The organism is uncultured Eudoraea sp., from assembly GCF_947490415.1.
Lineage (GTDB): Bacteria > Bacteroidota > Bacteroidia > Flavobacteriales > Flavobacteriaceae > Eudoraea.
This window is the reverse complement of the sequence record NZ_CANLGX010000001.1, coordinates 396,468-421,002: the sequence shown is the minus strand read 5'-3', so window position 1 is coordinate 421,002 and position 24,535 is coordinate 396,468. Positions and strand designations below refer to the sequence as shown.

The following is a 24,535-nucleotide window of genomic DNA, read 5'->3' as shown; positions in this document are numbered from 1 at the left end:
TAACTGTAACCATTTGTATGATCTAATAGTGGTAGTTTTTTTATACATTTAATTCTTATGGAAGACACAGTAACAACTTTTTTCAACGAAATAAGAAAAGGAAATATTGAAACAGTTAAAGAATTGGTTACAGAATTCCCCGACCTGGTAAATTCTTTAGATCAGAGAGGATCAACTCCTTTAATTCTTGCAACATATTATGATCACAGAGAGATTACGAACTTCCTTTTGGACCAGGGAGCTAAAATTGATGCTAAAGATGCTTCCGGGAATACTGCGCTAATGGGGACTAGTTTTAAAGGCATAATTCAAATAGCCAAGGATTTAATAAACAGAGGGGCTAACGTAAATGTCAGAAATGAGATGGGTGGCACTTGTCTAATTTATGCTGCTACCTTTAATAAGGAAGAATTAGTAAAGCTGTTACTGGAATATGGCGCAGATGTATCCATGAAAGATGCCCGGGGAAATACAGCCCTGGATCATGCTAAAATGCAGGGATTTCCAGCTATTATATCCCTTCTGGACAAAAATGATATTTTGTAATGATTGAGCAAAATGTACTTAAAATAGCGCTGATACAAACCGCATTAATATGGGAGAATCCTTTGGAGAATAGACAAATGTTTTCCGAAAAGATAAGGGAGATTCCAAGCGATACGGACATGATTATCCTGCCAGAAATGTTCACAACCGGATTTACAATGAATCCGGAAAGAGTAAATGCCAAAGAGGGAGAATTTACCGTAAAATGGATGAAGGAAACAGCCAGAGAAAAAAACATGGCTTTGGTTGGGAGTATTTCATTTAAGAAAAAAAATAACTTTACAAACCGCCTTTTTTTTATATATCCTGATGGTACTTCCAAAAGCTATGATAAGAAACATACTTTTACATTTGCCGGAGAGGATAACGTATATGATTCCGGGACAAAGAGATTGGTGATTTCTTATAAAGGATTCCGTATTTGCCCTTTAATATGCTATGACCTTCGATTTCCGGTATGGTCGAGATATAAAGGAGATTATGATGTTTTGCTTTTTGTGGCCAATTGGCCTGAACCCAGAATTGAAGCCTGGGATACCTTATTGAAAGCAAGGGCTATTGAAAACATGAGCTATTGTATTGGGGTTAATAGATTGGGTGAGGATAATAATACACATAGATACCCTGGCCATTCAGCCCTATATGACCCTTTGGGAAATCAGATGGTTTTCTCTAAAAAAGATGAGGTTCTCTATGCTTCATTAAGCTTGAAACATTTAAAGGATTTAAGGGCCCGATTTAAATTTTTAGAGGATAGGGATCATTTTAGTCTAAAACAGTAAATGTTTCAATTTTTTCCCAATTGGCCCGCATTTCAATAACACTTGGGTAGTAGATAACTTTTTCTGGTTGAATCTTCTTTAAATAATTTCCTGTATCCCATTTCCCATTTCCATTACTATCAAAAATAATCCGGACAAGATAATTTCCGGGCTCAAGGGTATTAAAATCCAGGGTTTTCGCTTCGGACACATATATTTCCCTGTATAATTTTTCTTTTGCATCGGTTAATTGTACAATAATGGGATAAGTTATTTCACCTGCTAAATTCAAGCGCAAATTGCCAAAATCAGCATACCCACCGGTAGATAATCTATAGTTAATCGTATCATTAGTTTCCCCGAAGAAGTCTGTAATAGAATTAGGAAGCAAATTTAGGAAATAGATCTCATCAGCCTCTTTTTCAAAGTCCATAAGCATCCGGTTTTTTGCGGTGTCTAACTGAGCTTTGAAATTAACTGCTATGGTATCCTTGTTGAAAATAGCCATCTTTGTTGTGTCTATAGCAACAACCGGAATACTGGATGTGATATAGAATTCATCAGCGAAGTTTATTTTGCTTCGATGACTGGGACTAAGCATTAAAGAATCGGCCGCCAGTTTTCTTGTTTTTACGGTAAACGTATCAATTTTCCTCAATCTCTCATTAGTCACCTTAAAAATGATAGAATCTATTTCAAAAGGGGTGAACCAATAGTTAAGCGTATCTTTTTCAGGATCTTTGACAACAAGAGTGCTTATAGAATCGGGGATTTCGGTTAAAGCTTCAATATCTAATTTTACATCACCACCAGAATAGCCAAATATAATTTTGTTAGCCGCCGCATAATTTGGTGTCTTTAGACTATAGTTAGGGATCTCTTTAAAAAGATTAAGAAGATAAACAGTATCCGTTGGCAGTGAGACGGTGTCTTCAATAAAGCCTATTTTATCCGTATTCTGATCGAATACATTGTTTTTGGATTCATCTTTGATGGCAATAATGGCATATTTACCCGCTTTGAGGTATTTAAGTTGGAAGATAGTGGTACTATCCAGCGTATTTGTTATATAATTCGGAGGTTTATTAAAGGTTGTTGAATCGGTATACGCAGTATCTATTTCGTATAACATAACACTAATAAACTCATCTGCTTTTTTATTGAAGGCATCTTTAACTACCCCCGATACCGTTAATGAATCAATATAGGTACCTGTAGAAAAAACATAAGTTAAAAAGCTGTTAGGATTGCCCTCATTATTATCTACGATACTCTGTCCGAAATTTAAGGTATAGGTTGTATTTTCTAACAAAGTATCTTTTAAAATGATTTCTACATATTTACTGGCCCCGCCCTGAGGTGAAACTTCAGGATTATATTTTAAAGGCGGAGATACGATAAGCTGATTTTGAACGTCCTCCAATTTGATATATTCATCAAAATAGAGTTTGATTTTTTTTGCCTTGAATTCAGTGGTAAGGTTTTCAGGTTCTGCTTTTAATAAAACGGGAGGTGTAGTGTCTTTGGGCCCACCGGTAGGAGTTCCTCTCCTGGCACACTGTAAAGCGGCCAGAACAACTGCAATTAGAAAAAAAAAGGATAAAATACGCTGTATTCGAGGCATTAGATTTTTCTATAAGGCAAAGAAACAATTAATTTAAAGAATTGTGAAATTAAGGAACAACCGCCATTGCAGCAACTGAAACAGTAACATCTTTCGCCTCTTTTATGGCCCGGGTACAAGCTTCTATTGTAGCACCGGTAGTAATCACATCATCAATCAATAATACATTTTTGTTAGATAAAAAATCTGGATTAGTCACTTTGTAATGGTCTGGCATACTCCTCCAGCGATAAAACCTGTTTTTTTTTGTTTGGGTACGCGTATTGGCTGTTTTAACAAGAATATGCTCCATATAACCAGCATTAAGGTGGTCTGCAATTCTTTTTGCAAATCCGGATACTTGATTATACCCTCGTTTCTTGAGCTTTATTTTATGTAATGGAACAGGTATTACAATATCAATATAGTCTAGTGCGTTACTTTCTTTTAGAACCTGGCCATACCAATCCCCTAAAAATTGCCCTATTTGAGGTTGATTTTTATACTTTAAAAAGTGGATTAAATTTTTAACAATCCCTTGGTCTGAATAAAAAAGGAACGCAGAGGCCTTTTTTATGTCAATTCGGCCATAAAATATCGTATCCACTGCATTTTGCTCAATAAAATCGTATTCGGTAAGTGGTATTTGGTTCCGACAAAGTGTACACAAGAGCTGCTCTCCTCGATATAATTGAACATTACATCCAAAACACAACCTCGGTAGAAGTACCGTGTTGATATCATTTATTATATTTGAAAGCTTGGAAAAGTACAAATCTTTAATAAACCTAATCTTATTTACTTAGCCTATCTGAATGGATATTCAAGATAATAAATTTAACTATAAGATAATACTTGCTGCATTAGTTGCGGTAATTATAGGCATATTAATTGCTTTCTACTATAGTTATGCCCAATCCAGAACTCAAATAAACTACCTGGAAGATGAAAAAGGGCTGCTTGTAAAGGATTTAACCCTTATGAAGACTGAAGTAGACCGCCTTTCTGCGCTTAACGAGGTAAACGAAATAGAATTACAAGATTCCAGATATCGTGTTCAGCAACTGTTGGATTCTGTAGGCAGACTCAACTTTACCGTTGCCAAATTAAAGGAATACAAGAAAGAGCTTCGTGAATTGGAAGTAAAACACGATAGTCTTAAACTTAAAAACAATTTTCTTAAGTACAATAATATGTTACTCTCCGATAAATATGAGGAGACTCGCAAAATGATTGAAGAATTAAGGGGCAAAAGTAGTTCCCTTGCAGAAGCGGAAGCATTGTTACGTGAGAAAAATAAAGAGCTTAACAAGGAATTGCGAATAAAGAGTTATTTAAAATTGCAAAATTCCGAAGGAAGTGGTTTTAGACTGAGAAGCGCGAAACCTATTAAAACTACCAAGGCATCAACTATTGAAAAGCTAAGAGGATGTGTAACTATAATGGGAAACCCTAATGATGTGAACAATGAAAAGATCATTTACTTTCAGTTTCTTGGCCCTAATATGGGCGTTATAGAAGACAATGCTAATATTATTTCAGTAAATGGAAATATTTACAGTAAAAGGGTGGAACTTATATCCACCGGAGATGATATTAGTGTATGTGATTTTATAACAATTCCTGAAGGTTCGTTGGAACCTGGCACCTACACCCTTAATGTTTTTGAAGATGAAAAACTACTGTCATCTTCAGAATTTCAATTGAAATAAAGGCTACTTTTTTTAATGTTATTCCATTTTATTTCAAAGTCTTAAAAATTAAATGCCATAATATTCTATTTTTGCCGGATGGCAAATCAAGAAGACATCTTTAGAAAGGTAATTTCACATGCTAAGGAATATGGCTATGTGGTGCAATCAAGCGAAATATATGATGGTTTGAGTGCGGTATACGACTATACTCAGAACGGAGCAGAACTTAAAAAAAACATTAAGGAATACTGGTGGAAGGCCATGGTGCAGATGCATGAGAATATTGTTGGAATTGATGCCGCAATTTTTATGCACCCTACTACCTGGAAAGCATCCGGGCATGTTGATGCTTTTAATGATCCGCTAATAGATAACAAAGATTCTAAAAAAAGATATCGGGCAGATGTATTGGTTGAGGACTATGTGGCCAAAATTGAAGCAAAAATTGATAAGGAAGTTCAAAAAGCTCTAAAACGATTTGGTGAGTCATTCGACAAAGCCCAATTTCTGACAACTAATCCACGCGTTTTGGCCTATCAGGAAAAAGCGCAGAGTATACTTAAACGCCTGGGCAGATCTTTGGAAGCTGAAGATTTAGAGGATGTTAAGAATTTAATCGAAGAATTGGAAATAGTTTGCCCCGTTTCAGGGTCTAAAAACTGGACAGATGTTAAACAATTTAATTTAATGTTTGGAACAAAATTAGGAGCTTCTGCCGAAAGTGCCACTGATCTTTATTTAAGACCTGAAACAGCCCAGGGCATATTTGTAAATTTTCTTAATGTTCAAAAATCCGGGCGACTGAAAATACCATTTGGGATAGCACAAATTGGTAAGGCATTCAGAAATGAAATTGTTGCCAGGCAATTTATATTCAGGATGAGGGAATTTGAACAAATGGAGATGCAATTCTTTATTAAACCAGGAACACAGATAGAATGGTATGAAAAGTGGAAAGAATTACGCATGAAGTGGCATTTATCGCTGGGTATGGGTGAGGAGAATTATCGTTTTCACGATCATGAAAAACTGGCGCATTACGCAGATGCTGCAACTGACATCGAATTTAAGTTTCCGTTTGGATTCAAAGAACTTGAAGGGATACACTCCAGAACAGATTTTGATCTTGCGAGCCATGAAAAATATTCAGGTAAAAAATTGCAGTATTTTGATCCGGAGATCAATGAGAATTATGTGCCATACGTAGTGGAGACTTCTATTGGTGTAGACAGAATGTTTCTTGCTGTTTTTTCCAATTCCCTAAAGGAAGAGGAATTAGAGAATGGAACTACGCGAACGGTATTAAAAATTCCGGCGGTACTTGCACCTACCAAAGCAGCTGTTCTGCCTCTTGTTAAAAAGGATGGATTACCCGAAATAGCGCATAAAATTATTGATGATCTTAAATGGGATTTCAACGTGGTCTATGATGAAAAAGATGCCGTAGGGCGGAGGTATAGAAGGCAAGATGCTGCCGGGACGCCTTTTTGCATTACCGTGGATCATCAAACTCTGGAAGACGAAACAGTTACCATTCGCTATAGAGATACCATGGAACAGAACAGAATAGCCTTAGGTGTTGTAAATGAAACTATAGCCAATGAAGTTGGAATAAGGAACTGGTTGAAAAAAACGGAATAAAGTCTTATTCAAATGTTTAGCTCATAGTTGATATTTAAGCCCCAGACTTACATAAAAATTTCTGTCATTCCCTGGGTAATAATAGCGAGGTTCGGTTCCGCCAAATCCTACTGCATTGATTAATACAGATTGGGCATAATTAACATCAAAAATATTATTGATGCCCAAATCTAAAGAAATGTAAAAATTCTTTACGATCTCTTTTTTGTAACCCAATCTTGTATTTAGAATATTGTAGGGTTCACTATACAGGGTATTGGCATCTGTTAGTGAAATACCATCTACATATTGATAGGTGGTATTCCAATAAAAATCCTTTTTATAGTTAAAGCGCAGTCCCAAATTTATTCTATTCTTTGGGACACCTGTTAAAGGGTTTCCTGAATAATCATTGTCCCCATCTACAAAATCAACAAATTTATGATCACTTAAAGTATAACTTGCAAAAGGAATGATTTGTAATTCAGGGCTTAAATCGATAGTATAATTAACATCTAATTCAAGGCCCTGATGCCTTGTAGTTCCGGCATTTTTACCAACAAATTGATCTTCTCCTATACGCTGTGAAACCAATAAATCATTAATATGCATCCTGAATATAGCCAGGTTCAACCATAGTTTGTTCCTTGCAAGAAAAAGTTTTGTGCCGAGCTCATAATTTATGCCTTTTTCCTGTGTTATCTCAGGGTTTATTATTCCTTCAGGTGTAAGTGTTTCTTCCAAACCCGGATTAGAGAATCCCCTGCTAATATTTGCATAAACCTGTTTCCCTTCACTTATGGAATAGACCAAATCCAGACTCGGCATTACTATAAGATCAAAATTTCGTTTTGCATTCTTATTAGCTTCTCCTGTGTTAAATAAATCTCTGTAATCGTAATGCGTTTTGTTTAGGTTTATACCAAGTTGCATATTGAATCTTTTGGCGAGTGGCAGTGTCAGAGAGGCAAATGCATTAAATTGTCTTCGGTATTCCTTGTTGCGGCTAAGTTCATTTCCCTGCAGACTTCCATTTCCATTGTTATCCTCATATAAATTCTCATAAGTTCCCCAATCGTATTCATCTTTGTAGAGCTCTCCTCCAAATAAGTAAGACGCTTTTCTATCCTGATATCCAAAATGACCAATAAATTGGGTTCTGAAACCATAACTATTAGTAAACTCATCTAGAATATTAAAGGGACGGGCTTCATAATGATCTAGATATGAGTAAAATAGACTTGTAGTATTCTCTAGTTTGCTACTTATTTTATAGTTATGGGAGAGCCCCAGTAGTGTATATTTATTAGATTCGAATCCCTGTGCCTGGTTCCATGTAAAAGCAGCTTGTCTTGGGTTTTCCGTAAAAGCAGTTATTCCTAAAGAACTTGGTATTTGAGCGGTGTAGTCAATATAATTTGCCAAAATGGCAATTGAACTCTTGGAGTTAAGTTTAACAGCTGTTGTCAGAAGTAAACCATCACGGTTAAAGTTACTGTTCTCTCTATAGCCTTCAGTATTTAAATGGTTATAACGCAAATTAAACTCCAGACTATCTGTGGAATGTGTGATACTTAAATTGTCTTTAATAAGTCCATAAGAACCTACGGTAAAGTTATTGGAAAAAGAAGTTCCGTTACTAATTTGTTTTTTAGTTTTAAGAAGTATTGCACCGCCCAGGTTTGTGCCATAGGCAGTTCCCTTGGGTCCTTTAATCACCTCCATTGAAGTAAGATTTTCCAGATCATAAGCCTCAATTGTTGAAAAGCCATTTCCGTTGGTAACAGGAATATCCTCAAAATATAGGCGCAATTTGTCTGTGCCAAATGGGGTTCGTGCACCCACACCTCGAATGGTTATACGATTTGTGTTTAACGCGCCTGAAAGCAGATAAACTCCCGATATTTGATTTATTGAGGAGGCAACATCTATCGGACTGTGATTTTGAAAAGCCTTTTCTCGAATAATCGTCGATGGGGTAATTCCAAGAGTTTTGTTAGTTCTACTTGGATTATAAATAATAACTTCCTTAAGGTAAGTAATAGAATCTTTTTCCAATTCCTGTGAATACCCATAAAAATAATTGGAAACAAAGATGAAAAATAGAATGTAGTATTTCATTAATTAATTTTCAGTCTAAAAATAAGTATAAAAAATATGCTAATGAGATTGTCCTAAGTTATATATTAAAATACACTTTGCAACTTGCTTTAAACATTCACTATTTTTGAAATTAAATTAAATTGATTTGAAAATAGTTTCATACAATGTAAACGGTATAAGGGCAGCCTTAAATAAGGGTTTTATGGAATGGCTTAATCAGGTAGATCCTGATGTCATCTGCCTTCAGGAAATCAAAGCCATGAAAGAACAATTGGATCTATCCATCTTTGAACAAAACGGATATGTTCATAATCATTGGTTTAGTGCCCAAAAGAAAGGATATAGTGGAGTAGCGATTTTGTCTAAGCAGAAGCCTAACCATGTAGAATATGGGACAGGAATAGACTATATGGATTTTGAGGGCAGGAACCTCAGAGCAGACTTTGATGGAGTTTCTATTATGAGTATGTACCTTCCTTCAGGTACCAATCTGGCCAGATTGGATCTGAAATTGCAATATATGGCGGATCTGCAGTCGTATATAAATAGAATTAAAACAGATTACCCTAACCTTGTTATTTGCGGGGATTACAATATTTGCCATCAGGCAATTGATATTCACGATCCGGTGAGAAACAAAAATGTATCGGGATTTTTACCGGTTGAACGGGAATGGATTGGTAGTTTTATTGAAAGCGGGTTTATAGACAGCTTTCGTTTTTTTAACAAAGAACCACATCATTATACCTGGTGGAGTTACAGGGCAAATGCCCGCAATAATAATAAAGGATGGCGTCTGGATTATGGTATGGTAAGTCGTTCTCTGGAACATAGACTAAAGCGTTCTGTTATACTTTCGGAAGCAAAACACAGTGATCATTGCCCGATTCTGATTGAATTGCATGAATAATTAAAGGATTCTTACCAAAATGTAAACGTGGGAATTGTTAAATTTGTGGGGCCAAAAAAGAATAGTGTTTGCTTATGATATATAAAAAATTACCTCATACGGATTTAGAAGTTAGTAAGATTTGTCTAGGCACAATGACCTGGGGCCGTCAGAATTCCGAAGAGGAAGGACATCAGCAAATGGATTATGCAGTTGATAAGGGAATAAACTTTTTTGACACCGCGGAACTTTACCCTATTCCGGCACATCCCGACAGATATGCTGATACCGAAAAAATTATTGGCAACTGGTTTAAAAAAACAGGGAACAGAGACAAGATTATTCTAGGAACCAAGATTGCGGGGAAGGCCGATTTCACTAAGTTTATCAGATCAACAGGTTTTAGAAGGGAATCCTTAATTGAAGCCGTTGAAGGAAGTTTGGAACGACTTCAAACAGATTATATAGATTTATATCAATTGCATTGGCCGGAGCGTGCTACCAACTATTTTGGAAAAAGAGGTTATAAACATGATCTGACAGATCATTGGCAAGATAATATTCACCAGGTATTGGAAACCCTGAGGGAACTGATTAGTGAAGGTAAAATAAGACATGTAGGACTTTCCAACGAAACCCCATGGGGAACCATGCGTTTTTTAGAGGAAAGTAAAGTGCACTCCAGCTTACCCAGAATGATTACCATTCAAAATCCATATAATTTATTAAACCGCCAGTTTGAAGTGGGGCTTTCAGAAATTTCAATACGAGAAAATATTGGCCTCCTAGCCTATTCTCCTTTGGGATTTGGAGTTCTTAGTGGAAAGTATATGGGAGGCATGAAGCCTGCCAACGCCAGGATTACCTTATTTCCGGCATATAACCGCTACATCAGTGACAATGCAAGCCGGGCTACTCAGGAATATTACAAACTAGCCCAGGAGCATAATCTTTCACTTACCAAAATGGCACTTGCATTTGTAAATTCAAGACCATTTGTAACCAGCAATATTATTGGTGCAACGTCCATGAAACAACTGGAGGAAAATATATCCAGTATTGAAGTTGATCTCTCTGATGAGTTAATAAAGGGGATTGAATCTATTCACAATAATATACCTGATCCGGCGCCTTAATTTTATTTTTAAGTGCGTATATCATTATTTATAGGTTGGATAAATTTTTAGGCTAAATAAGGATATTTTAAAAGTTCTTTTAATTAAAGAGTTTGTTAACCACATCCTCAATTTTAGAGACCAATTCAATATTTATTTTTGTATTCTTAAGTGCAATTTTATTATTCTTTGAAACAAAAATTATAGAAAACCCAAGTTTATCGGCTTCAAGAATTCTTTGTTCCACTCTTTGCACAGGTCTTATTTCTCCGGCCAGGCCTATTTCTGCCGCAAAACATACATTTTTCTCAATTGGAATATCTGCATTGCTGGACAAAATAGCAGCGATTACTGCAAGATCTATAGCCGGATCGTCTACGGTTATGCCCCCCGTAATATTTAAAAAAACATCTTTTGCCCCTAGTCTAAAACCCGCTCTTTTTTCTAAAACAGCCAATAACATATTCAGCCGTTTAGCATTATATCCAGTGGTAGAGCGTTGAGGAGTACCATAGACTGCTGAACTCACTAAAGCCTGAATTTCTATCATCAAAGGCCGCATGCCTTCTACCGTTGAAGCAATGGCTGTTCCGCTAAGTCCCGAATCACTTTTTGAAAGCAATACTTCCGATGGATTATTTACCTCCCTAAGACCATCTCCCTGCATTTCATAAATTCCCAGCTCTGCTGTTGAACCAAATCTATTCTTCAGCGCCCGTAAAATTCTGTAAACATAATTGCGATCGCCTTCGAATTGCAGGACAGTATCTACCATATGTTCCAAAATCTTAGGCCCTGCAATATTTCCATCCTTCGTAATATGCCCTATTAAGATAACAGGTGTATTCGTTTCTTTTGCAAACCTTATAAGTTCTGCAGCACATTCACGAATTTGAGATATACTACCCGCGGAAGATTCTATATAATCTGAGTGGAGCGTCTGAATTGAATCAATGACTATTATATCGGGTGCAATATCATTTATCTGTTTAAAAATATTTTGGGTTTTGGTTTCGGTAAGTATGTAGCAGGTCTGATTATTCGGATGAATCCTCTCAGCTCTCATTTTTATTTGCTTCAGACTTTCCTCGCCCGAAACGTATAAGGTCCTTAAGTTGAGTCTTAATGCAATTTGCAGCAGCAATGTGCTTTTACCAATACCGGGTTCTCCACCGAGTAGAATCAGTGAACCAGGGACCAAACCTCCGCCTAAAACCCTATTAAATTCTTTATCGCAAATGTCTAGTCTAAATTCCCTGGAAGTATTGATCTGACCAACAAGAACGGGCTTGGAAGTAATTGTCTTAGTATCTTTGGCGCTTCGCCAGGGAATATCATTATCTTTTTGGATTACTTCTTCTACGATGGTATTCCATTCTTTACAGGCACCACATTGTCCCACCCATTTGGCATATTGTGTGCCGCAATTCTGACAAAAAAAAGCTGTTTTCGTTTTAGCCATTTGCACCTAAGCTGGTTTTGGCTAAAGATATTGTGGTTACTATAAAAATCAAAAGAATGTTGATACTTTAAATATCATTCCATATCAAATAAAAAATAATACAGCGGTATTGTTTTAAAAGCCAAAGTCTGCTTTTAAAGCGTCCATTTTTTCCAAAGCCATTTCTTTTGTCAGAAAATCGATCTCTTCCATCGCAAAGGCTTTCTCAAAAGTTCGCAATGCTTTTTTGCCCTCTCCTAATTCTTCATAATATTCTCCTTCAAAGTAGAATCCAAGCATTGTACCCGGAAATTCTTCTTTACACAATTCCGACAGGGGTTTTAAAGACTCAAAATCATCTTTTTTCCTGCTTGCCGCATATATGGCCATAATATCATTTAATTCAACTTCTTTCCTGAACCCAAATAATTCTTCAATAGAATTATATTTATCATCTAAATATTTGTAAACGGGTTCTTCAGATGTAAGGATATTTTCTTTGTATTCCTTTGGACTAATTGGTTTAAACATTTCAAACATACTTCCCCAGGCTTTCCCAATCCCATAGGTTACTATAGATACCTCATTGGCCGTAGGGTATTCATCAAAACGATAATTGAAACCTACTTTATCTATGCTTTTTAATGCCTTGTCCATTTGCAGGATTGCATTTCTGCTATCATTCTTTTCTCCACCAACAATTAAATGATAAAAAATTTGCTGATTTATTTCACTAAGTCTTGCCGGTACTCGGTTCTCCATTTCAGGTGCCAGATAGGGCGATATGCTAATGAATGCATTAAAGAGCGATTTTTCTTTGAATAAATAATAATTCCCAAAATTTGCCGTAATATCATAACCAACAAACATGGTGAAAGGAGCTGTATTGTAAGTTGTTTTAAGGTAAGGAATCAGTTCCATCCCTAGAAATTCAAAAAATAATTTCCCTTTTTCTGCAGGAAGTCCGGAGTCTTCCTCAAAGGCGCAATCTTCCCATCTCAAATCATTTTCTTTCTGGAAAACACCAACAATTATGGTCTCTGGAGTTCCTTGAAAAGTGCTATAAAATTTAGAATTTGCAACTACCTGATCAAAAAGGTATTCTCCGTCGAGAACAACCACTAAAGGATATTTTTTCTCAGGGCTGTAATCTTCTGGGATATAATATTTCACATCCCTTCTCTCCTGCAGTTTAAAAGATTCAAAAATCTCTTGTGTTATTTGTGCTTTTAAACCTGTACAGAACAGTATTAAAGCAAATAGAAAAAAATTACGTACCATCCGAATATATTTGAAAACAGCTTTATGCTATTTATTCCTGTTCAATAACGGTAAGAGCAGGAAAGATATTGCACCGAAAAACACAACCATAAGAGTTTGTGATATCCACATAATCCAACCAAATGCATTTCCGGAAACAGCTGTAATACCAAAAATATTTAGGGATTTGCTTACTGCGATGGGGTAAAGGCCTATGCCTCCATTTGTCGTAGACATTGCAAATGCACCACCAACAAAGGCTACTAATAGTTGCCCAAATGAAAGATTAATAGTTTCTGGCACGGTAAATTTTATAACCCAAAACATAAGAACATAAGCACCCCAAATAAAAATAGTGTGTATGACAAAATGCCATTTATGTTTCATTTTGAATATACTTAAAACACCGTCTAATAAACCTTTCATAAAGTCCCTGACTTTAATGGCAAATCTCGAACTTGAACGTTTTAAAAAGCCCATGATAAAAAATAGCCCTATAAAACCCAAAAAAAGAAAAATTAGGGTAGTTGTTAAGCCAACCCCTTTTTCGTTTAGGAAGGCAAGTATTATTTCGGTCTGTGAAAAAAGGGCTATTAGTATTATGAGAAGTAACATCAGTAAGTCTACAACCCGTTCGGTAACAATTGTCCCAAAACCTTTTTGAAAAGGAACGTCCTCGTAGGTTGCTAGTGCCGTTGCTCTTAATACTTCTCCAGACCTTGGGATGCCTAAATTAGCAAAGTAGGCCATTAAGATGATGAAAATATTGTTAGTCACTTTTGGGGCATACCCTAAGGGTTCCAAAAGATAATTCCATCGGATCGCCCTGGAAATATGGCTCAAAACTCCTATAAATACTGAGATTCCTACCCAAAACAGATCAGCTTCTTTAATGTACCTGATTATTTGTATCCTGTCCTCTTCAGAAGTAATTCTATATGAATACCAGACTAAAAAAACTCCCAAAGCAATTGGGAGTATAATTTTTAAGATCTTTTTCGGTTCTTTGGTCAAGACTATTTTAATAAATTAGTTTCTTCATCTGGGAAAACTAAAGCCGGATTGAATTTTTTAGCTTCTTCTATATCCATTCGGGCATATGTAATCAAAATCAAAATATCACCTACTGCCACTTTTCTGGCCGCGGCACCATTTAGTGTTAGTTCACCCGTACCCCTTGGTCCGGGAATAACATAGGTCTCCAATCGTTCACCATTATTATTATTGACAATCTGCACTTTTTCACCTTGAATAATATTGGCAGCATCCATAAGATCTTCATCTATAGTAATACTTCCTATATAATTAAGGTCAGCTCCTGTAACTCGAACCCGATGTATTTTAGATTTTACAACTTCTATTTGCATGGCACAAAGTTAATTAATTAAGGACTATGTTATCTATGAGGCGCACCCCGTTGACATAAACTGCTATAAAGGCCCTATATTTTGTATTTTTTTGTTTTCTTTTTACTGGATTCAAAGTATCCTGATCAGTAATATTTATATATTCCAAATCGAATTCAGCCTGTTTATCAAATTTGTTTTTAACCCAATTCATTACGTTTGTAGCACTTTTCATGCCAAATATTTCTTTGGCAGCCAAAAGAGTTTCATAGATAAAAGAGGCTTTAACCCTTAAGTCTTTTGGTAGTCTTTCGTTTCTGGAACTCATTGCAAGTCCGTGAGGTTCTCTGACAATTGGGCAGCCAATAATTTCAATTGGCATATTCGTTATTTCAATTAATTTTTTGATGATTAATAGTTGCTGAAAATCCTTCTCTCCGAAATAGGCTTTATTTGGCTTAACAATCGAAAAAAGTTTTTCCACAACCGTTGCCACTCCCAAAAAATGATTCGATCTGAATTTACCTTCCATCGTTGTATCCAAACCATCAAAATCATATTCCTTTGAACTGATGTTGTTTGAATATAATTCTGTTACTGCTGGGGCAAAAACAATGAGCTCCTCTGAAATAGTTTTTAGAGCTTCAAGATCTGAATCAAGCGTGTCAGGATATTTGTTTAAATCATCTTGATTATCAAATTGGGTAGGATTAACAAAAATAGTGACTACAACGACTTTAGTTTCAGAGATGGCTTTTTTGACTATAGCTAGATGACCTTCATGCAATGCCCCCATAGTAGGAACCAAACCCACAGATGTTGAAGTATTTTTTAATATGGCCAAATGAGCTATTAAATCCTTTTTTCTACGGAATAACAACATAATCAATTATAAAAGCCAGCAAACTTACTATAATTACTGCTATTCTACATTATTTTTGTAATTTTGCAGCTATGTTTTTCCGATAAACAAAATACATTTTTTTATGAATGGTAAAAAGATATTGTTTGTATCTTCTGAATTAGTGCCCTATTTACCAGAGAATGAAGTTTCCTTAATGTCTTACGAAACGCCAAGGATGGTTAATAGTAAAAAAGGCCAAATAAGAATATTTATGCCAAGATATGGCAATATCAATGAGCGGAGGCATCAGTTGCATGAGGTGATCAGACTCTCTGGTATGAACCTCGTCATCAATGATATGGACATGCCGCTTATTATTAAAGTTGCTTCAATACCCCGGGAGCGTATACAAGTCTATTTTATAGATAATGAGGAGTATTTTAAACGCAAAGCTACATTTACTGATGAGAATGGAGTGCTATTCCCGGATAATGATGAAAGGGCGATTTTCTTTGCAAAAGGCGTAGTGGAAACAGTAAAAAAATTGAATTGGTCACCGGATATTATCCATGTTCATGGCTGGCTGGCTTCACTTTTGCCCTTATATTTAAGAACCTATTACGCAGATGAACCACTATTTGCCGACAGCAAAATAGTAACCTCAGTTTATAGCCAGGGTTTTGATGGAAATCTGGATGGTAATATGAAGAAAAAAATATTATTTGATGGGATTACTGAGGATAGTATCTCCCATCTAGAGTCTCCCACCTATAATAATTTGTTAAAAGTTGCTGTAGATTTTTCTGATGCCATTATTTTAGCCTCCGAAGAAGTTTCAGAAGATTTAAGTGAATATATTTCCAACCTCCAAAAACCTCTGTTGCCATATGTTTCTTTACAGGAATTTGAAGAAGCATATGCGAACTTTTATAGCACTGAAGTTTTAAAATAGGCCTCATGAAGATTTTATTAAAATTGGTATTCTCTGCAATTGCAGTTTTGGTACTTATGCTTAGCGCCGTTTCGTGTGATGAAGACCTTACAACAATTGGAGATGGTCTTATTGGAGACGATCCTTTTAAAACAAGTAAAGCAGTATATGACGTTTTTGTATTTAACAAAAAAATCACTGCTGTTGAGACGAACAAACTTCCAATATACCAAATAGGAATATATGATGACCCACTTTTTGGCAATACCGAGGCGAGTATTACTTCCCAACTAAGATTGCAAGGAGGTTTTGGGAATCCAATATTTGGACTTTCTAGCCAGCAAAGAGAAGATAATTCTCTAACCGATCCAGACGAGACGGCGATTGAGGAGAATGAAACTGTAAAAGAAGTAATTCTTTATATCCCTTATCTTCAAAACCCAAATGGTGATCGCGATCTTGACGGTGTTCCAGACACTTTTGATGCAGACCCAGAGGACCCTAACAGTGATAGTGATGGAGATGGCCTTACCGATAATGATGAAAGAATACTCGGAACAAACCCGCTTAATGAAGATACGGATGGTGATGGGATAGGCGATAGTACAGATACGGATAATACTATAAATAGGTATCCACGAAAAGTTGACCTTGACAGTATTTATGGAAACCGGGAAGCTCCTTTTAATTTCAAAGTAGAACGATCTACGTATTTTTTAAGAGATTTGGATCCGGATACAGGGTTTCTGGAATCACAGGAATACTATTCAACTCAGGAATTTTCACCGGATTTTGTTTCTGACGTACTGTTTGACGGGGAGGTAATTATATCAGATGAGGAAACACTGGTTTTTCCTGAAGACGATCCCGACACCGAGGCAGATGAATCTCTCAATGAGCCCGAGCGAATCCAACCAGGTATTCGGGTGGCATTAGATCCTGATTTTTTTCAACAAAACATTTTAGATAAAGAAGGCCAGTCAGAGCTATTAAGTCAGGCCAATTTCAGTGATTTCATTAGAGGTTTGCACTTATCTGTTTCTGCCATCACCGATGATATTATGCTTATTCTGGACGTGACTGATGCCACAATTACAATAACTTATGATTACGATAAGCAGGAGGATGAAGGAATAGTTAAGGAAGAAGCAGAGTACCAATTGACACTAATTAGCAGAGAATTAACCTTTGGCACAATTAATGGCAATGCAGTTAACACTTTAATAAATGCCCCATTTCCATCTGAGATTACGAATGATTTAGATATAAGCGAAAATGCAGATAGGATATATCTTAAAGGAGGTTCAGGGTCCTATGCAGAAATCCAGTTGTTTGAGGAAAATAACGGAGAAGATATTTTAAATGAGATCAAAGCAAAAAATTGGATTGTAAATGAAGCCAACCTCATCTTTTATGTAGACAGAGAAACGTTGGATATGGCTGGCAATATTAATGAACCTCCCGCATTATACCTTTATAACACTGAGACAAACAGCCCTTTATATGATCTTAGTGTAGCAAGTGATCCTGACCTGAGAAACAGAATTAATATAAATTATGACGGGTCTTTGGAAAAAGAGAATAATAAAGGAATTAAATATAAATTGAAAATAACCAATCATATCAATGATATTATAATTAGAGATTCTACAAATGTTACCCTCGGCCTCGCCGTAACTGCAGATTTGGCAATTAGTACTTCTAAAAATGCTGTGCTTGACATTTCTGAAGAAGATTTACCGGTTGCTGCCACAATTACCCCATTAAGCACCGTTCTTTTTGGTAATAATGTTCCCGTTGAAAAAGAGGATATGAAGCTAAAATTAGAGATATTCTATACGGAGTCAAATTAATTGAGTACATACCACTTACAGTATTTTATCGTTATATAACCGAATTTAAGGGAAAGTTTTATTTTCTTCTTGTAAATTTGCTCATCTCCTAATCGGTTAATTTATAATATATGTGTGGAATTGTTGGATATATAGGATTTAGGGAAGCTTATCCCATAATCATGAAAGGTTTGCAACGTCTGGAATACCGGGGGTATGATAGTGCTGGAATTGCCTTATACGACGGGAATAGAATTAATCTGGCCAAAACCAAAGGCAAAGTTATAGATCTGAAAGAACGATCAGAAGCTAATATACCCTTAAATGGGAATGTTGGCATAGGACATACGAGATGGGCAACTCATGGAATTCCAAACGATGTGAATTCACATCCGCACTATTCAAATTCGGGAAACCTTATAATTATTCATAATGGGATCATAGAAAATTATGAATCTATAAAACAAGAACTAACCAAAAGGGGCTATACCTTCGAATCTGACACGGATACAGAGGTTTTGATCAATCTTATTGAAGAAGTCAAGACAAAGGAAAATGTTTTACTAGGCAAGGCCGTGCAAATTGCTTTAAATCAGGTTGTTGGGGCTTATGCAATTGCGGTATTTGATGTTCAAAAGCCAGATGAAATTGTGGTTGCCAAACTAGGGAGTCCATTGGCAATAGGTATTGGGGAAGAGGAGTTTTTTATTGCTTCTGATGCATCACCTTTTATTGAATTTACTAATAATGCGGTTTATCTGGAAGACCAGGAAATGGCCATAATTCGTCTTGGGAAAGAAATTAAACTTCGAAAAATAAAGAATGATGCCATAGCTTATCCAATGGTGCAGGAGCTTCAATTTAATCTCGAGGAAATTGAAAAGGGGATGTATGATCATTTTATGTTAAAGGAAATTTATGAACAACCAAATGCCATAAAAGATACTTACAGAGGACGATTGCTAGTTGATCAGGATATAATAAAAATGTCCGGGATTGACGATAATCTTGAAATATTTCTCAACGCAAACAGGATAATTATTGTGGCATGCGGAACTTCCTGGCATGCTGGATTAGTAGCAGAGTATATTTTTGAAGATTTGGCAAGGATACCTGTTGAGGTAGAATATGCATCAGAATTTAGATATAGAAATCCTGTAATTACAGAAAAAGATGTGGTTATTGCCATTTCGCAATCCGGTGAAACTGCCGATACATTAGCGGCAATTAAGCTTGCCAAAGAGAACGGAGCATTTGTATTTGGAGTCTGCAATGTCGTAGGTTCTTCTATTGCACGTGAAACTCATGCGGGGGCATATACACATGCCGGGCCGGAAATTGGTGTTGCTTCAACCAAAGCATTTACAACACAGATAACGATTTTAACTCTTATTGCGCTAAAACTGGCTAAAGAAAAAGGTAAATTTTCTGAATCTAAGTTTCATGAATATCTTGCTGAGTTAGACAATATACCAAGTAAAGTGGAAAAAGCACTTCAATCTAATCCCTTGATTGAAATAATTGCAAATGAATATAAAGATTCAGAAAACTGTTTATATCTGGGAAGGGGTTATAACTTTCCCGTAGCACTTGAAGGAGCACTTAAACTTAAAGAAATAAGTTATATACATGCTGAAGGATATCCTGCCGCAGAGATGAAACACGGCCCTATTGCACTTATTGATGAAAATATGCCTGTTATTGTAATTGCTACCAACAAAGGTCATTACGAGAAAGTAGTTAGTAATATTCAGGAAATAAAATCCCGAAAGGGAAAAATTATAGCCATTGTTACGGAAGGTGATGAACAGGTAAAAGAACTGGCAGACCACGTGATAGAGGTGCCTGAAACTATCGAATGTCTCACTCCGCTTTTGACAACCATACCACTGCAATTGTTATCTTATCATATTGCAATAATGAGAGGATGTAATGTGGATCAACCTCGAAATTTGGCCAAGTCGGTTACGGTGGAATAATTTAGTTTTATAAATCATAATTTTAAGGCGACCATTTTTATGGCCGCCTTTTTTTATTGAAATTATGTATTTATAAGTTTATATAGGTTTTAATTGCGAAATTAATATTTAGCAGGCATACTTTATTCGCTTTTTACATTTTCAATTTAAAAAATTCAGTATCTTGGCTATATACTAATTTAACTCAAAATTAACATGAGAAGAATCTTTCTTTTTTCCCTACTAATGTTGGGCATAGGAGTGTATTCGCAGACAACCGTGAATGGAAATGTAACTGATGAAAATGGCCAACCTGTTCCAGGGGCTAACGTTGTTATAGTTGGGAAAACGATCGGAACAACCGCCGATTTTGATGGTAATTTTGTTCTTGAAACTTCTGAAGTACCTCCCTTTCAATTAAGGATAACAAGTATCGGGTATTCCGAGGCAACTGCTGATGTTACGGCGAATGATCAAACCATTTCAGTTATCCTTCGTGAAGCACAAACTTTTTTGGATGAGGTAGTGATCTCTGCTTCCAGAACCCCGGAACGGATTTTTGAATCCCCGGTTACTGTAGAGCGCTTAGGTATAGAAGCAATAAAGAATACCACCGCCGCGGATTTTTACGGCGGATTGGAAAATTTAAAAGGGGTTGATATTAACACCAACAGTTTAACCTTTAAATCAGTGAATACCCGTGGTTTTGCCACCTTTGCCAATACCCGTTTTATGCAATTGGTAGATGGTATGGATAATTCTACACCTGCTTTGAACTTTCCAATTGGCAATCTGGTAGGTTTAATTGAAGCGGATGTACAAAGCATTGAATTGTTGCCGGGAGCATCCTCTGCTTTATACGGTGCAAATGCTTTTAATGGGATTCTTTTTATGCGCAGTAAAAGCCCTTTTGATTATCCGGGAATTAGTGCAACTATAAAACAGGGAATTACTTCACAGGAGGCGGCCGGGGATAATAGCTATACTGATTTTGGCATAAGGGCAGCATATAAGTTTTCTGATAAATTTGCGGCTAAGGTGAACTTTGGCTATCTCAAAGGAACAGATTGGGCCGCTACCAGTGAGATAGATAAGTTTGACCCTACCCGTACTAGGGCAGACCTTAATTATGATGGTATTAACGTATATGGCGATGAAGTGTCAGCTGACCTAAAAAGCGTAGCTGTTACGCTTGAGGGCCTTGGTATACTGCCGGAAGGAGCTAACGCTTTGGTGCCATCTGTAGACGTAAGCAGAACCGGATATAATGAAGCAGAACTCACCAATTATAATGCAGAAAGTATCAAAGCGGATTGGGGCTTATATTACAGACCCATAGTGGGAAATAATCTTGAAATTTCCTATGTGGGTAAAGTTGGCACAGGATCAACTATTTATCAAGGTACCAACAGATATAATATTAATGGTTTTTTTCAACAACAGCATAAGCTTGAAGTTAAAAACGATAATTTTTTCTTGAGGGGCTATTTGGTTGCAGACAAAGCTGGCGATTCTTATGATATGGTTTTTACCGGAATAAACATCAATAGAAGATGGAAAGAAGATAATACATGGTTTGGTGAATATACGGGCACCTATGTACAAGCTACCTTAGGTGGTGCCACGGATGCACAAGCACATGCTGCGGCCAGGGCTCAGGCAGAATCTGGCCGTTTTCTCCCTGGATCAGCAGAATTTCAGAATGCTTTTAATAGTGTTATCAAGGATCCTGACCTCGCCACAGGGTCTCAATTTAGAGATGCCTCTAAATATTATCATGCAGATGGAAATTACAATTTTAGTCATTTAATTGATTGGGCAGATATCCAAATCGGAGGTTCCTTCAGGCAGTACAGATTAAATTCCTTCGGAACAATATATACGGATTTTGATGGTCCCATTGATTATTCAGAATTTGGAATCTATACTCAAATCCAGAAGAATTTGGAGTTAAATGATAAAATGAATCTTAAGCTTACCGGATCCGTTCGGTATGACAAATCGGAATTTTTTGATGGGTTCTTTTCACCCAGGGTATCGGCGGGACTTACTATTAACAGGAATCATAATGTAAGGGCCTCGGTCCAGACAGGATTTAGAAACCCGACTACTCAGGATTTGTTCATAGGCTTGAACGCAGGAAGGGCCATTCTGGTAGGTTCCGCCCCGGAAAACTTGGATAGATACGTAAGACCCTATGATGTAAGTGGTGGTGGCCAAGGGCTAGGTCAGCCGGCAACGATTACCCAAACGGGAGCTGCCGCTTATAATAATTCATATTCTCTCAGTTCCGTAGAAACCCTGGGTATAACTGGGGACCCTGCTGATTTAAGGGTTGCCAATCCCGATCTGGTAAAACCGGAACAGGTAACCTCTTTTGAGATAGGCTATAGGGGAAAAATAGACAAAATAGTCATCGATTTTAGCACCTATTATAACAACTATAAGGATTTCATTTCTCAAGAAGTAGTTATAGCACCTTATTACGGAACTGTTGGAGATGGTTCGCTCTCCGTAGCAGCAATAAGTAATGATGACTTTCAGGCCTACAGTGCCTATACAAATTCTAATGTAGATGTAAACTCCTATGGTGCATCCTTGGGATTATCGGCAAAAATATTTGGGGATTTTGATCTTGGTGGAAGCTATACGTTTACGAAACAGGATTTTGATCAGGAGGCCAATCCTGATTTTATGACAAGTTTCAACACGCCGGAACATAAATTTAAAGCTTCTTTTGGTAATCAGGATCTTTTTGAAAATTTCGGATTTAATATAGCTTATAGGTTTAGTGATGATTATTTCTGGGAAGCAACTTTTGGTAATGGGGTCGTTCCTGAATTCCACACACTTGATGCACAGATTAATTATCGGGTTCCAAGTATAAAATCAACATTTAAAGCAGGGGGCACCAATATTCTTGGAACCGAATACTTTACTGCTTTTGGAACAGGGTTTATTGGCTCCATATATTATGTTTCTTGGGCAATTAATACTTTATAAAATGATGAATATGAAAATTAAATATATCTGGTTATTTACATGCCTTATAGGATTTTCGGCTTGTAATGATAAGGAAGATTTTGATATGACCGAGGAAGAGGTGGAGTTGCCAGCTGCTACCCCCGGATCTGCCGATTTTTCCAACTTTGTTGCTATAGGCAATACTTTGACAGCAGGTTTTACTGATGGGGCGCTATTTATAGCAGGTCAAAATAATTCATTGCCCAACATTTTATCACAACAATTTGAACTTGTTGGGGGTGGAAGTTTCACACAACCCTTGGCTAGTGATAATTTTGGCGGATTGGCGTTAGCGGGTAATCGGCTTCCAGGATTTGATCCCAGACTTGTTTTTGGGGGTGCTGGTCCGGTTCCTTTAGAATCCTTGATTGGTCCAGTAACGGTTACTACAGATATTGCTCTCAACAATCCAACAGGTCCTTTTAACAATTTGGGGGTACCCGGGGCGAAAAGTTTTCATCTGTTGGCACCTGGTTACGGAAATTTGGGAAATCTTTCCTTAGGACTGGCCAATCCTTATTTTGTAAGAATGACAGGATCAACGCCTGATGCCAGTGTTTTGCAATTGGCAGTAACCCAGGCACCCTCTTTCTTTTCATTATGGATTGGTTCTAATGATGTTTTGGGTTATGCACTCTCCGGAGGAGATGGGACTGATCCAATAACTCCTGTTGACGGGCCTCCTGGAGTAGGTTTTAACGAAAGTTATGGAGCAGTGATCGCCACGCTAGCAGCTTCAGGTGCCGGTGGTGTAGTTGCTAATATTCCTGATGTGGCCAGCATACCGCATTTTACTACCGTTCCTTATAATCCGGTACCTTTGGATGCAGGGACCGCCGCTGCTGTTAATCAGGCGTATGCACCTTATAACGGGGGTATTCAGGCGGCGTTGGCAGCTTTAGCAGGGACAGGACTTTTTACCCAGGAAGAAGCCGATTCCAGGCTTATTAATTTTGAGGCAAGTGCAGCTAATGCAGTAGTTATTGAGGATGAAAGCTTAACAGATTTGGGAGCTATAAACCCCGCTTTTGAGGGGCTGCCTAAAATTAGACAAGCTACGGCCGAAGATCTTATTGTTTTACCGGCCGCGAATTTCATAGGTACCCTGGCAGACCCAAACAACCCGCTATCCGTGAATGGTGTAGCTATACCTTTGTCAGACAAATGGGTGCTTATTCCGAGTGAACAAGCGGAGATCTCAGATGCCATTATAGCTTTTAACGCTACTATATCAAGTACGGCAAATGCCGCAGGTCTGGCTTTTGTGGATGCTAATGCCTTATATCTGCAATTGTCAAATGGCGGTATTACCAGTGGCAATTTTACCCTAACCTCTAATTTGGTAACAGGTGGAGCATTTTCATTGGATGGTATTCATCCTACAGCCAGAGGCTATGCTTTAATAGCTAATGATTTTATGAAAGCCATAGATGCCAAGTATGGTTCAAATTTTGAAGCTTCGGGGAATCTTTTAGATTTAGGGAATTATCCAACAAATTATTCACCTGCGTTGCAGTAAATAATCATCTTATTATAAAAAAAGCGCCGCTATTAAGGCGCTTTTTTAT

At 37.0% G+C, this 24,535-nt stretch carries 19 protein-coding genes; 11 read left to right on the top strand and 8 right to left on the bottom strand.

Annotated features, from left to right (window positions below):
• Positions 1-57: 57 nt before the first annotated feature.
• Both Q0874_RS01835 and Q0874_RS01830 read left to right on the top strand, forming a co-directional pair.
• Complete coding sequence (locus tag Q0874_RS01835; RefSeq protein ID WP_299158642.1) at positions 58-546, top strand: ankyrin repeat domain-containing protein; 489 nt, start codon at positions 58-60, stop codon at positions 544-546.
• Positions 546-1,328, top strand: a complete 783-nt coding sequence (locus tag Q0874_RS01830; RefSeq protein ID WP_299158639.1) for an amidohydrolase — start codon at positions 546-548, stop codon at positions 1,326-1,328. Before Q0874_RS01835 ends, Q0874_RS01830 begins: the two co-directional genes overlap by 1 nt.
• Here the strand turns inward: Q0874_RS01830 and Q0874_RS01825 are convergent.
• Together Q0874_RS01825 and Q0874_RS01820 are read right to left on the bottom strand one after the other, a co-directional pair.
• On the bottom strand, positions 1,312-2,931 hold the full coding sequence (locus tag Q0874_RS01825) for an Ig-like domain-containing protein (RefSeq protein ID WP_299158636.1): 1,620 nt from the start codon (positions 2,929-2,931) through the stop codon (positions 1,312-1,314). The genes Q0874_RS01830 and Q0874_RS01825 overlap by 17 nt on opposite strands.
• 49 nt (positions 2,932-2,980) lie before the next feature.
• The gene (locus Q0874_RS01820; protein ID WP_299158633.1) at positions 2,981-3,517 is read right to left on the bottom strand and encodes a ComF family protein; all 537 of its coding nucleotides are present in this window, start codon (positions 3,515-3,517) and stop codon (positions 2,981-2,983) included.
• A gap of 208 nt (positions 3,518-3,725) precedes the next feature.
• Between Q0874_RS01820 and Q0874_RS01815 the strand changes: the two genes are divergently transcribed.
• Together Q0874_RS01815 and Q0874_RS01810 are read left to right on the top strand one after the other, a co-directional pair.
• Positions 3,726-4,622 (top strand): hypothetical protein, encoded by an 897-nt coding sequence (locus Q0874_RS01815; RefSeq protein ID WP_299158631.1) that lies wholly within the window; start codon positions 3,726-3,728, stop codon positions 4,620-4,622.
• Between the two features lie 78 nt (positions 4,623-4,700).
• On the top strand, positions 4,701-6,245 hold the full coding sequence (locus Q0874_RS01810; RefSeq protein ID WP_299158628.1) for a glycine--tRNA ligase: 1,545 nt from the start codon (positions 4,701-4,703) through the stop codon (positions 6,243-6,245).
• A gap of 21 nt (positions 6,246-6,266) precedes the next feature.
• Here Q0874_RS01810 and Q0874_RS01805 read toward each other — a convergent pair whose 3' ends face one another.
• The gene (locus Q0874_RS01805; RefSeq protein ID WP_299158625.1) at positions 6,267-8,345 is read right to left on the bottom strand and encodes a TonB-dependent receptor; all 2,079 of its coding nucleotides are present in this window, start codon (positions 8,343-8,345) and stop codon (positions 6,267-6,269) included.
• Between the two features lie 127 nt (positions 8,346-8,472).
• Here Q0874_RS01805 and Q0874_RS01800 point away from each other — a divergent pair, with 127 nt between their 5' ends.
• Together Q0874_RS01800 and Q0874_RS01795 are read left to right on the top strand one after the other, a co-directional pair.
• Positions 8,473-9,237 carry an exodeoxyribonuclease III gene (locus Q0874_RS01800; protein WP_299158622.1) on the top strand — a complete coding sequence of 255 codons (765 nt, stop codon included), beginning with the start codon at positions 8,473-8,475 and terminating at the stop codon, positions 9,235-9,237.
• A gap of 74 nt (positions 9,238-9,311) precedes the next feature.
• Entirely contained in the window at positions 9,312-10,352 is a 1,041-nt protein-coding gene (locus tag Q0874_RS01795; RefSeq protein ID WP_299158619.1) for an aldo/keto reductase, read from the top strand.
• A gap of 79 nt (positions 10,353-10,431) precedes the next feature.
• Here the strand turns inward: Q0874_RS01795 and radA are convergent, their stop codons facing one another.
• The 5 genes from radA to panC all read right to left on the bottom strand — a co-directional run bounded on the left by radA (position 10,432) and on the right by panC (position 15,261).
• Positions 10,432-11,793: a DNA repair protein RadA gene (gene radA / locus Q0874_RS01790; RefSeq protein WP_299158616.1), complete on the bottom strand. Its 1,362-nt coding sequence runs from the start codon at positions 11,791-11,793 to the stop codon at positions 10,432-10,434.
• 114 nt (positions 11,794-11,907) lie between these two features.
• Positions 11,908-13,053: an alpha/beta hydrolase-fold protein gene (locus Q0874_RS01785; protein WP_299158613.1), complete on the bottom strand. Its 1,146-nt coding sequence runs from the start codon at positions 13,051-13,053 to the stop codon at positions 11,908-11,910.
• A 27-nt stretch (positions 13,054-13,080) separates the two neighbouring features.
• Complete coding sequence (locus Q0874_RS01780; protein ID WP_299158610.1) at positions 13,081-14,046, bottom strand: lysylphosphatidylglycerol synthase transmembrane domain-containing protein; 966 nt, start codon at positions 14,044-14,046, stop codon at positions 13,081-13,083.
• Between the two features lie 2 nt (positions 14,047-14,048).
• Entirely contained in the window at positions 14,049-14,399 is a 351-nt protein-coding gene (gene panD / locus Q0874_RS01775) for an aspartate 1-decarboxylase (protein WP_299158607.1), read from the bottom strand.
• A gap of 13 nt (positions 14,400-14,412) precedes the next feature.
• Positions 14,413-15,261, bottom strand: a complete 849-nt coding sequence (gene panC / locus Q0874_RS01770; RefSeq protein ID WP_299158604.1) for a pantoate--beta-alanine ligase — start codon at positions 15,259-15,261, stop codon at positions 14,413-14,415.
• Between the two features lie 103 nt (positions 15,262-15,364).
• Here panC and Q0874_RS01765 point away from each other — a divergent pair, with 103 nt between their 5' ends.
• From Q0874_RS01765 to Q0874_RS01745, 5 genes are all read left to right on the top strand, one after another.
• Positions 15,365-16,174 (top strand): glycogen/starch synthase, encoded by an 810-nt coding sequence (locus Q0874_RS01765; RefSeq protein ID WP_299158601.1) that lies wholly within the window; start codon positions 15,365-15,367, stop codon positions 16,172-16,174.
• 5 nt (positions 16,175-16,179) lie between these two features.
• On the top strand, positions 16,180-18,006 hold the full coding sequence (locus Q0874_RS01760) for a DUF4270 family protein (protein WP_299158599.1): 1,827 nt from the start codon (positions 16,180-16,182) through the stop codon (positions 18,004-18,006).
• A 110-nt stretch (positions 18,007-18,116) separates the two neighbouring features.
• Complete coding sequence (glmS, locus tag Q0874_RS01755; RefSeq protein ID WP_299158598.1) at positions 18,117-19,964, top strand: glutamine--fructose-6-phosphate transaminase (isomerizing); 1,848 nt, start codon at positions 18,117-18,119, stop codon at positions 19,962-19,964.
• A gap of 195 nt (positions 19,965-20,159) precedes the next feature.
• Entirely contained in the window at positions 20,160-22,946 is a 2,787-nt protein-coding gene (locus tag Q0874_RS01750) for a TonB-dependent receptor (protein WP_299158595.1), read from the top strand.
• A gap of 10 nt (positions 22,947-22,956) precedes the next feature.
• The gene (locus Q0874_RS01745; RefSeq protein ID WP_299158593.1) at positions 22,957-24,486 is read left to right on the top strand and encodes a G-D-S-L family lipolytic protein; all 1,530 of its coding nucleotides are present in this window, start codon (positions 22,957-22,959) and stop codon (positions 24,484-24,486) included.
• The last annotated feature ends 49 nt before the right edge of the window (positions 24,487-24,535 follow it).

Excerpts from the sequence above, each read along its gene's own strand:
- Q0874_RS01835 (WP_299158642.1), top strand. The coding sequence starts at position 58 with ATGGAAGACACAGTAACAACTTTTTTCAACGAAATAAGAAAAGGAAAT.
- Q0874_RS01830 (WP_299158639.1), top strand. The coding sequence starts at position 546 with ATGATTGAGCAAAATGTACTTAAAATAGCGCTGATACAAACCGCATTA.
- Q0874_RS01825 (WP_299158636.1), bottom strand. The coding sequence starts at position 2,931 with ATGCCTCGAATACAGCGTATTTTATCCTTTTTTTTTCTAATTGCAGTT.
- Q0874_RS01815 (WP_299158631.1), top strand. The coding sequence starts at position 3,726 with ATGGATATTCAAGATAATAAATTTAACTATAAGATAATACTTGCTGCA.
- Q0874_RS01810 (WP_299158628.1), top strand. The coding sequence starts at position 4,701 with ATGGCAAATCAAGAAGACATCTTTAGAAAGGTAATTTCACATGCTAAG.
- Q0874_RS01805 (WP_299158625.1), bottom strand. The coding sequence starts at position 8,345 with ATGAAATACTACATTCTATTTTTCATCTTTGTTTCCAATTATTTTTAT.
- Q0874_RS01795 (WP_299158619.1), top strand. The coding sequence starts at position 9,312 with ATGATATATAAAAAATTACCTCATACGGATTTAGAAGTTAGTAAGATT.
- radA (WP_299158616.1), bottom strand. The coding sequence starts at position 11,793 with ATGGCTAAAACGAAAACAGCTTTTTTTTGTCAGAATTGCGGCACACAA.
- Q0874_RS01785 (WP_299158613.1), bottom strand. The coding sequence starts at position 13,053 with ATGGTACGTAATTTTTTTCTATTTGCTTTAATACTGTTCTGTACAGGT.
- panD (WP_299158607.1), bottom strand. The coding sequence starts at position 14,399 with ATGCAAATAGAAGTTGTAAAATCTAAAATACATCGGGTTCGAGTTACA.
- panC (WP_299158604.1), bottom strand. The coding sequence starts at position 15,261 with ATGTTGTTATTCCGTAGAAAAAAGGATTTAATAGCTCATTTGGCCATA.
- Q0874_RS01765 (WP_299158601.1), top strand. The coding sequence starts at position 15,365 with ATGAATGGTAAAAAGATATTGTTTGTATCTTCTGAATTAGTGCCCTAT.
- Q0874_RS01760 (WP_299158599.1), top strand. The coding sequence starts at position 16,180 with ATGAAGATTTTATTAAAATTGGTATTCTCTGCAATTGCAGTTTTGGTA.
- glmS (WP_299158598.1), top strand. The coding sequence starts at position 18,117 with ATGTGTGGAATTGTTGGATATATAGGATTTAGGGAAGCTTATCCCATA.
- Q0874_RS01750 (WP_299158595.1), top strand. The coding sequence starts at position 20,160 with ATGAGAAGAATCTTTCTTTTTTCCCTACTAATGTTGGGCATAGGAGTG.
- Q0874_RS01745 (WP_299158593.1), top strand. The coding sequence starts at position 22,957 with ATGAAAATTAAATATATCTGGTTATTTACATGCCTTATAGGATTTTCG.